The sequence below is a fragment of the Cupriavidus pauculus genome, assembly GCF_008801835.1.
GTDB lineage: Bacteria > Pseudomonadota > Gammaproteobacteria > Burkholderiales > Burkholderiaceae > Cupriavidus > Cupriavidus pauculus.
Window position 1 is genome coordinate 1 of the sequence record NZ_VZOW01000066.1, and the last position, 8,794, is coordinate 8,794.

General features: G+C 62.7%; 8 protein-coding genes and 2 pseudogenes. 4 read left to right on the forward strand and 6 right to left on the reverse strand.

Annotated elements, in window-relative coordinates; translation table 11 throughout:
- Together F7R19_RS28985 and F7R19_RS28990 are read left to right on the forward strand one after the other, a co-directional pair.
- A pseudogene (locus F7R19_RS28985) lies at positions 1-94 on the forward strand (MerR family transcriptional regulator); the annotation flags it as partial.
- A 33-nt stretch (positions 95-127) separates the two neighbouring features.
- A pseudogene (locus F7R19_RS28990) lies at positions 128-859 on the forward strand (tyrosine-type recombinase/integrase); the annotation flags it as partial.
- Positions 860-1,285: 426 nt separating this feature from the next.
- On the opposite strand, the gene F7R19_RS29000 reads toward F7R19_RS28990, so the two are convergent.
- From F7R19_RS29000 to F7R19_RS29025, 6 genes are all read right to left on the reverse strand, one after another.
- Positions 1,286-2,512, reverse strand: a complete 1,227-nt coding sequence (locus F7R19_RS29000; RefSeq protein WP_234710838.1) for an MFS transporter — start codon at positions 2,510-2,512, stop codon at positions 1,286-1,288.
- 149 nt (positions 2,513-2,661) lie between these two features.
- Positions 2,662-3,357, reverse strand: a complete 696-nt coding sequence (locus F7R19_RS29005; RefSeq protein WP_029307148.1) for a cytochrome c biogenesis CcdA family protein — start codon at positions 3,355-3,357, stop codon at positions 2,662-2,664.
- A 61-nt stretch (positions 3,358-3,418) separates the two neighbouring features.
- Positions 3,419-3,691 carry a thioredoxin family protein gene (locus tag F7R19_RS29010; RefSeq protein ID WP_029307147.1) on the reverse strand — a complete coding sequence of 91 codons (273 nt, stop codon included), beginning with the start codon at positions 3,689-3,691 and terminating at the stop codon, positions 3,419-3,421.
- Positions 3,688-4,263: a heavy metal-responsive transcriptional regulator gene (locus tag F7R19_RS29015; protein ID WP_227874029.1), complete on the reverse strand. Its 576-nt coding sequence runs from the start codon at positions 4,261-4,263 to the stop codon at positions 3,688-3,690. The genes F7R19_RS29010 and F7R19_RS29015 overlap by 4 nt, the downstream gene beginning before the upstream one ends.
- 71 nt (positions 4,264-4,334) lie before the next feature.
- The gene (locus F7R19_RS29020) at positions 4,335-4,562 is read right to left on the reverse strand and encodes a heavy-metal-associated domain-containing protein (protein WP_029307145.1); all 228 of its coding nucleotides are present in this window, start codon (positions 4,560-4,562) and stop codon (positions 4,335-4,337) included.
- 22 nt (positions 4,563-4,584) lie between these two features.
- Positions 4,585-7,044 carry a heavy metal translocating P-type ATPase gene (locus F7R19_RS29025; protein ID WP_029307144.1) on the reverse strand — a complete coding sequence of 820 codons (2,460 nt, stop codon included), beginning with the start codon at positions 7,042-7,044 and terminating at the stop codon, positions 4,585-4,587.
- 351 nt (positions 7,045-7,395) lie between these two features.
- On the opposite strand from F7R19_RS29025, the gene F7R19_RS29030 reads away from it, so the two are divergent.
- Both F7R19_RS29030 and copK read left to right on the forward strand, forming a co-directional pair.
- Positions 7,396-7,620 carry a hypothetical protein gene (locus F7R19_RS29030; RefSeq protein WP_029307142.1) on the forward strand — a complete coding sequence of 75 codons (225 nt, stop codon included), beginning with the start codon at positions 7,396-7,398 and terminating at the stop codon, positions 7,618-7,620.
- An 816-nt stretch (positions 7,621-8,436) separates the two neighbouring features.
- Entirely contained in the window at positions 8,437-8,721 is a 285-nt protein-coding gene (copK, locus tag F7R19_RS29040; protein ID WP_150982929.1) for a periplasmic Cu(I)/Cu(II)-binding protein CopK, read from the forward strand.
- The last annotated feature ends 73 nt before the right edge of the window (positions 8,722-8,794 follow it).

Below are 8,794 nucleotides of genomic sequence, written 5' to 3' on the forward strand. Positions count from 1 at the left end.
GTGCGCCTGCCATGCGCGAAGGGGGAACGTTTCCTGCCCGCTGATCGCGTCACTACAGGGTGGAGCAAGCTTGGCAGGTTCGGCTATGCCTTAGCGTGCTTTATTTTCCGTTTTCTGAGACGACCCCATCGAGCAGCGCTACGTGCTGGCCAACCCGTTTGCCGGCATCAAGGTTCGCGGCCATGCCTCGCGACCTGCCCTGGATACGGCACGAGGCTTTACCGAAGGGGAATGGCTGCTGCTGCGGGCCATCGCCGACGGTCTGGAGTGGTCCTATGGCTGGTCCGAGCCGGCGGCGCAGCGCCTACGTTTTCTGCTCGACTTTGGGTACGCGACGGGTCTGCGCGCCAGCGAACTGGTAGGCGCCGCACTAGGCAACGTCCGCCTCGACGGGCACGGCGACCACTGGCTACATCTGATCGGAAAAGGCGGCAAGCCCGGAAAGGTAGCCTTGCCGCCACTCGCATATACGGCGCTAGACCAATACCTGGCACAGCGGCAGTTGCCGATCAGCCGGGAGAGATGGAATCCGAAAACACCCCTAGTGGGGAGTTTGGGCGAGGATGGCACCGTCGGCATTTCCGGTGCTCATCTTTGGCGCTTGCTGCGGCGGTTCTTTGTGCAGGCCGCTGACGCCATCGAAGCCGATCACCCAGTGGCGGCGGAGAAGCTGCGCCGTGCAACGCCCCACTGGATGCGGCACAGTCACGCCAGCCACGCACTGGCCCGCGGGGCTGAGCTCACCGCCGTGCGCGACAACCTGCGCCACGCGTCGATCGCCACCACGTCCATGTACCTGCACGGCGATGAACTTGAGCGTGCTAGGCAGATGCGGCTGGCATTCGGCGCTCGCAGATAGGCGCTCGTAGCTGAGCGGTTTTCGGGTATCCGTTGCTGGTTGATGCCCTCATTGAATGCTGCAATGCAAGGGGCCAACAAATCCGAAACACGATTTCGCAGGCGGATCGGCTGTTCCAGTTCGACCCATCACTGCCATCGGCGCGCGCTTTCAAAGACGACCGAAGTCGGGAAACTTCGGTCACTGGCTGGCCGCTCGTGGAGCGATCGAGTCTGGTCCAGTGCCTGGGCAATTCCCAGCCTGGCAATCACACCACCGCTTGGTCCCATGGCCATTTCGTTGTTTGTTATTCAACTTCAGCACTGTCGTTGTCGCCGACTTGGGAGTCCCGCGTTCGTTACACACGGCCGCCTCAGCAAGTGCGGTGGAGCTCGCCTCGGCGGCTTCCTTGCGCTCGCTGTACCGGTTCATCAGGTAGTGGCTGCGCTACCGGTTCCCAGACGACAGGCCCGCCGACGCGGCAGGCGTTTCAGCGCGAAACAATCGCAGGGCGCATACGGCAGCCACCAACTCAACCAATGCAAACAAGCCCAAGGCAGGCCCGAATCCGTAGCGAAGCACCGCCCCGAAAAGCAGACTTCCCAGCCCAAAGCCGACGAACAGCGTGAATACGTTCAGCCCCATCGCTTGCCCCGGCCGCTTCCCGCCAAGCGATGTGACGATGCCACCAAATAGCGGCTGGGTCATGTCGTAGCCCAGGGACAACATCATCGCAACAACAGGTGCGAACTTCACCGGGAATCCGGTGAGCAGGACCGCGCCTGCCGCGGCACTGACAGCGAGCCCGATCGGAAGCATTCTCGCACGGCCCCATCGATCTGCCAGACGACCGATGAACGGTCCCAACAGAAAACCGGGCACCCCATAGCCGAGCAAGGCCAAGCCAACCCCTGCGGCGCCCATGCCATAGCGACGCTCGAAATACACCCCTAGCCAGGTGAAGACGCCCGAGTGGAACATCGAATTGACCAGAACGTAGCCAAAGGTCCGCTGCCCGCGCGGCGTACCGAGCAGAGTCTTGTAGCCGCGAAACAAATCACGCAGCGTCCCGGTCACCGGCTGGGTCGCCGCCGCGATCACGCGGCGATAGGACAGCAGAAGTAGCAAGATGGCGGCGCCAGCCGCCCCGACGACCAGGAACAATCCTCGCCAGCCAATCATCGGAACCAGAAGCGCGCCTAATGGCGAGCCGAACGCCATGCCGCCGGCCATTGCGCCAAAGAGCCAGCCAAGCGGACGTCCACGTTGTTCGTAGGGAAACAGGCGACCGACCAGCGCCAAGCCAAGCGGAACGACGCCGCTGGCGCCAATCCCCGTCGCGATCCGCCACAATGCGATTTGCTCGATGGACGTCGCACTCGCCGTCAGCGCGGTCAGCACGGCAAACGCGGCCAGCGACACGAACATGACCCGACGAATGCCGAGCCGATCGGCGAGCAGCCCGTAGACCAGCGTCGCGATGCCATATGGAATCAAATAGGCCGGCACGATCAGGCCCACGGTCTGTTCTGCCACTCCGAAGATACGCGCCAGCGCCGGGATGATCGGCGCCACCATGTAAGCCTGGAAGAAGATGATGAACGTGGTGCCGGCAAGCATGCGAAGCAGACGCTCGCGCTCGTCAGCAGACACAGGGAAGGCTACATCAGGCACCACTTTGGTTCTCCGTTGAGGTGGGGGGGCTACGCGCCCGTCAATCCAGACGGTTCTGGGAGCAGTTGATTGCGATTCAGCATGGACCTTTCCCCAATGGGAAGGTCAAGCGTTGAGACAGACCGTCGTGGAAAGACCGGAGCACGACATCAGTCCGCCAGGGCGGGGATCACGAAGAAGTAGGCGTTGAGCATGTACAGACCGGACAGCACCAGCACCACCGCGCCGGCCATCTCGAATGCCTTCTGATATCGCTGCAGGGCGGAAAGGCCCTTGAGCCAGCCCATCGCCACGGCGCCGAGGATCACGGGCACGGCGCGCCCCAGCGCAAAGGCCAGCAGCAGCGTGCCACCGAACAGCGGCGATCCGACCGCCGCGGCTATGCCCAGCAGCACCACCAGCGCGGGCGTGCAGAACGGGCAAACGGCGATCGCGAACGCCATGCCGAGGAGGATGGCGCCCCAACTGCTACCGACGCGTTTGGCCCGGATGGGAATCGCGGGTAAGGGCAGCCGGATCCAGCCCGGCCAGGCCAGGCCGAGCAAGATCAGCAACGGGCCGAGCACCAGGCCCCATTGCCGCCCGAGCAACTGCGCTGCCCATTGCCCGCCAAACGCCGCAGCGATCCCCAGCAGTGTCTGCACGACCACCATGCCAAGGATGAACATGGCACCGTAGAGCGTGGCGGTGCGCGGCTCACGCGCCTTCGTGACGTAGGCGAGCGACACCGGGATGGAGGCCAGCGCGACGGGGTTGAACGTGAAGACGAAGCCCAAAAGAAAGCCGACGCCTAGCGACGCGAGGCTTGGTTGTTGCAGTGTCATGCGCAGCGCTTCGATATCCATGGGACGTTTCCTGGGCCCGAGTTGATGAGTTGACGCGATGCTCGTATCTACGAGCGACCATTCAAACTTGTTTCTGTTCCAGCCGTCGCTCCAGTTCCTGCCGAAGCTGTGCGGCGCTGGGCAGCCTCGCAAAGATCAACTCCCCATCGATGGCGATGGCAGGCGGTGTCAGCACGCCAAGCTCCACCGCGTAGTCCACTTCGTCCAGGAGGTTGATGTCACGCCAAACCACGTTCTGGCCGCCAAACGCGCGGGCGATTTCCCGTAGGTTCTCGTGCGTGCGCTCACACTGGCTGCAACCGGGCGTGAAGAAGATATCTACCTTGATGCTCATAACGGGTCCGACGCTTGGGGGGTGAGACGGGCATTCCGATTCGCCGTACTGGATTCGAGTGCTGCCAAGATCGGGCACACATCCACGGGCTGGTCGTCCGCCGTACAGACATCGATCAGCTTGCTCAGTGCCCGCGACATGGCTTGCATCGCTTTGATCTTCTGTTCGAGCTCCAGCTTCTTGCGAATCGCCAGACTGCGGATGTCGCCGCAGCAAGAACCGTCATCGGCGCGCAGGTCGAGCAATTGGCGGATCTCCGCCAGCGTCATGCCGCATTGCTGCGCGTGCTTGATGAAGTCGAGTCGCCGCAGTGCATCGGGACCATAGAGCCGGTAACCGGCATCCGACTTGCTGTCCGGCATCAGGAGGCGCTCGTCCTCATAGAAGCGAATCGTGTCGGCACTAACCTCGGCGAGCCGCGCGAGCTTGCCGACGGTCAACGTGGTCCCTGGCTGGGCGTCCTCCTTCGACAAGGCTTCGGGCTGCCGTTGTCGTGCACCGGTGCCCGGTTGAGCCGTCGCGGAGGCGCGGCGGCTTGCCTTATCTGACCTGACTGGTGTGACTTCTGCCATGATCCAACCTGCATTCGATGTGGTGGCGCGCTGAAATCGCGCCACGCGGATGACCGATCGTCGGCCAGGGACTAGCCGATAACCTGCGTCTCATATCCATCCTCCTGCAACCGCGCGGCAATCGCCGTTTCGTCCAGTAGCGCGCCATCAAACAACACGTCGATCTGCTGATGAGCGGCCTGCGCGCGCACTTGCTTCGCACCCGGCAGGCTGCTTAGCAGGCGCGTGACACGCTGCTCGCACTTCTCGCAGTTCAGGCGCTGTTCGCCCGTGACGGCAAATCTGACGGACTTGAACATGGTGAAGACTCCTTTGAAACCGTTACGCGTTCGTTTTTGCGGGCGGCGAGGACAACGGTCCAACCGTCCGGATTGCCTCAAAAAAATAGCCGCCGTGGCCCCATAGCGAATTGACGAAAATCGTCGTCACGCTGGCCGCCATGGCGACCATGCCCCACACGGGGTAGACCAGGCCCGTCGCTGCCGCCGGAATGCCGATGCCGTTGAATAGGAAGGCGAGTAGCACGTTCTGCACGATCTTCTGATAGCTGTGGCGGCTGATCATGTATGCGTCGAGCACAGCGGCCAGCCGGGCGTTCAGGATGATCACATCCGCCGACTCGATCGCGATATCGGCGCCGTGCCCGAAGGCGATGCCGACATCGGCCTGCATCAGCGCCGGCGCATCATTGATGCCATCGCCGACCATTGCCACGCGACTGCTCGTCTGCAGTTGCCGGACCAGGGCCGCCTTCTCGGCGGGCAGCACCTGCGCATGGACTTCGTCGATGCTGGCGGCCGCCGCAAAATGCCGTGCCGCACGAGCGTTGTCGCCGGTCAGGAGCGTGGTGCGGATCCCGAGCGCGTGCAGGCGCTCGACCGTCTCGACGGCGTCAGCCCGCAACGCATCGCCGAGCGCCAGCCACCCAAGCAGCGCGCCGTCGCGCGCTACGCCAATGACGGTGGATCCGCTCGCTTCCAGTTCCGCCAGGCGCGCGTCGAGTCCGCCCCCAGGCAATGCCACGCCTTCGGTCGAGAGGAACCGCGCATTGCCGACCACCAGCCTCGACTGGCCCATGCGTGCCAGCACACCTTGACCCGCGACCGCCTCGAAGTCCTCGACGTTCGACAGCGTGATGCCACGGTGAAAGGCCGCTTCGACGACGGCCCGCGCGAGCGGATGTTCCGAAAACGCTTCGGCACCTGCCGCCACGGCAAGTAGCTCCTCTTCGTTGCATGCGAGCGCGATGACTTCTCGCAGGCCAGGCCGGCCTTCTGTGAGCGTGCCGGTCTTGTCGAACACCACGTGGTCAACGCGGCGGAGCACCTGAAATGCCTCACCTGTGCGCATGAGCACGCCGCGCTCGGCGGCTTCGCCGGCGCCGCGCACGATCGAGAGCGGCGCCGAGATCCCCACGGCGCACGGATAGCCCATCACGAGCACGCTCAGCCCGGCAAAGATGGCGCGCTGCAGGTCGGGTGCAGCGCCTACGAGCAACGGTCCGACGAGCCATAGGGCGGCAGCGGCAAGGGCCGTCGACAGCACCAGTGGCGTATAGACCCGCAGGATACGGTCCACGAGATGGAGCACGCCGGGCTTGAGGGCGCGGGCTTCCTCCACGCTACGGATAACCTGTCGGAGAAAGCTCTCCTCGCCCACGGCAGTTGCGCACACGAGCAGCGTGCCATGCCCGTTCAAGGCGCCGCTCAGGACGCGGTCGCCGACATGCTTCTCGACGGGAATCGGCTCCCCCGTGACCAACGACTCGTCCACCTCGGAGTGTCCCGATTCAACCTCGCCGTCGACCGGCACGCGCGCCCCGGGACGAATGCGCACGCGGTCCCCAACCCGCACGGCGTCGAGCGGAACCGACTGTTCGGAGCCATCCCGCACGACCAGCGCCATGTCTGGTTCGAGATCGAGCAGCTTCTTCACAGCCTGCGAACTGCGCGTCTTGACGATCAGCGAGAGCCACTCGGAAAAGATGTGGTAGCTGAGCACCATCACCGCGACGGCGAAGAATGCCTCGGTCGGGTAGCCAGCGGGGCGCAGGGTGAGACCGATGAGGCCGCCCGCGAGCCCGGCAAAGGCACCGAACTCGACCAGCACATGCTGGTTGAGAATTCCGCGCCGCAAGGCCATCGCCGCCATGTAGACGATATGGCGGCCGATGCCGAAAATGAGAGCCAGTGCGAGCGCGCCCGCCAACCACGGGACGCTCGGGCCCAGCAGGCCCTGCAACTTGAACGCGTAGATCGCGGTGCCGAAGGCGCCGAGCCCTACCGTACCTGTCAGTGCTTGTCTCACCCCGTAGCCACGCAAGACGACGAATGCAAACGCAACCAGGCTCACGAGCGAAAAGACGCAAAGCGGAAACCAGGCGCTATCGACCGGGTAGCCGACCAGGCCCATTGCGGCGATGCTCATTGCTAGCGCGGCGAGAAATCGGCCACGCTCGCGCGTTAGCGCCCGTTCTTCCTCATCGAAGGGGCGCAGCTTGCGCGGGTCCGATATCGTGTAACCGATGTCCCTCAACGTTTGCAGTAGGTCCTGGGCGCGCGCAACGTTGGGGTCATACTCGATCAGTGCCTGTTCATGTGTCAGGCTGACGGCGACCTTGGTGACGCCAGGCCGCTTGCCCAGTGCCTTCTCGATGGTCCCGGTGCACAACGAGCAGTGCAGCCCGCCGATCCGGGCGCGAATGCGCCGGCAGCCCGGTACACTGGCCGGTTCCTCGCTCCAGACGTGTGGAGCGGAACTGGCCGATATTGCGACGGTCATCACAATGTTCCTCACCAGATTGATCGGCACCCAAAGGCCCGCAGGGCCGCTGCACACGGCGGCGCACCAGTGCGGGTTCTCCGTTGGACAACTCAATCCTAGACCTTGGACCTTACTCCAAGGTCAAGCCAAACGTGCAAACGCGGGAGCGTGGGTGGCGCCGATGGTGCTCGGTGTGCAGAAAGAGGCTCCCATGGATTCGATCGAGGCGGCCCCGCTCCACGCGCGGCAATCCGGTTGCTCGCTCGGCATGGCCCATCAGGCGCTTGACCTTCCCCCTGTGGCAAGGTCGATAGTCAATGCAGGGTCGTCCTGATTGGATGCCGATAAACCATCGCATGGGAATGCGCCATGACCGAGTTATCTGCCCGTCCATTGGCGGAGGCCATCTACGCCGCGTACGCCCTGGCGTTGAGGCACGAGAATGTAAGCGCCGCCGATCAACTGCTGCGCGCGCTCGAATTGCTGGCCGCCCAGTCCGGTGATAGCACGCACCTGGATGCCGCCTACGCCTTGATTGAGCGATCGATATCGGCGACGCACCACCTGCGACCAAACGAGCGTTCCGCACATTAGCGCGGGGGAGCGAGGGGATGGGCGCCGATCGCCCGCTCGATATCGATTCGATTGATCAACCGATTGACAGTCGCTTGTCTGCCCGAAGCGGCCATCTGCGCTTGCTTAGACGGATAGCAGCAAATGGCCCGTTCGGCGCCCTTCAACCGCCCACGTCACACGATACGTCGCACCGCACAGGACGAAGTCAACCACGAAATACGGATACCCAGAGCTTCTTGCTGGCTGCGAGCCAACGTCGGCGATAGGACAAGAGTCTTAACGGCCAATATTTTCCGAATTCTGAAGCCGCCCCAAGTTAACCTAAATCTTTCGGGATCATTACATTTATGCTCCCATTCGGCCTGCGACCTACGTCGGGGAATAAAATGCAATCGAAAAAGGCTTTGGATAGAAGATTCGAACCGCTACTTGTGATGTAAGGACGGGAATGAACTCAGGCATGCCGCTATCCATATCCGTTGGCGTGGCCCTCTGCCTTGCGCCTGGACAGATGTGGGCGATACAACTGGCATGGGTTGCCGAGACTCCTGCTGGACTCGGCATTGAAGGAATCAAGGCAGAACGTCTCGACGGAGGGGATGAGGTCCAACTATTGGCGTTGGCGGCCAATCCCCGGCATCACTTGATGAAGCACGTTACGCCGCCGAAGGCGACGAATCTCCCGACGGACCGGTCGGAGCCGGCATCTGCGCCGGACAGTCAACAGGCGGGTTGCGAAGATGACAAGAAGACAAGGTCCATTGAACCCGTTGTTCCCAAAAATAGTGGACCCAATGCGCCCTAGTGCAGGACCATAACCTGGAGATCTAAACGATGAAACAAAAGCTGATGGTCGGAGCCTTCATTGCTGCCGTATCGCTGACTGCGGCCGCGGTCGATATGAGCAATGTCGTAAAAACCTACGAATTGCAGGATGGTTCGAAAGTGCACGTCTTTAAGGACGGCAAGATGGGCATGGAGAACAAGTTTGGCAAGTCCATGAGCATGCCCGAAGGAAAGGTCATGGAGACCAAGGACGGCACGAAAATCATCATGAAGGGCAATGAGATTTTCAGGCTCGACGAAGCCCTCAGGAAGGGCCACAGCGAAGGGGGCTGATGCTGCCAGGGCGCGTTGCGCGCCCTACTTCGCCCACTCGGGGGATGCAGAAACGAAAATCCGCAACGGCCTC

Excerpts from the sequence above, each read along its gene's own strand:
- F7R19_RS29005 (WP_029307148.1), bottom strand. The coding sequence starts at position 3,357 with ATGGATATCGAAGCGCTGCGCATGACACTGCAACAACCAAGCCTCGCG.
- F7R19_RS29010 (WP_029307147.1), bottom strand. The coding sequence starts at position 3,691 with ATGAGCATCAAGGTAGATATCTTCTTCACGCCCGGTTGCAGCCAGTGT.
- F7R19_RS29015 (WP_227874029.1), bottom strand. The coding sequence starts at position 4,263 with ATGGCAGAAGTCACACCAGTCAGGTCAGATAAGGCAAGCCGCCGCGCC.
- F7R19_RS29020 (WP_029307145.1), bottom strand. The coding sequence starts at position 4,562 with ATGTTCAAGTCCGTCAGATTTGCCGTCACGGGCGAACAGCGCCTGAAC.
- F7R19_RS29025 (WP_029307144.1), bottom strand. The coding sequence starts at position 7,044 with ATGACCGTCGCAATATCGGCCAGTTCCGCTCCACACGTCTGGAGCGAG.
- F7R19_RS29030 (WP_029307142.1), top strand. The coding sequence starts at position 7,396 with ATGACCGAGTTATCTGCCCGTCCATTGGCGGAGGCCATCTACGCCGCG.
- copK (WP_150982929.1), top strand. The coding sequence starts at position 8,437 with ATGAAACAAAAGCTGATGGTCGGAGCCTTCATTGCTGCCGTATCGCTG.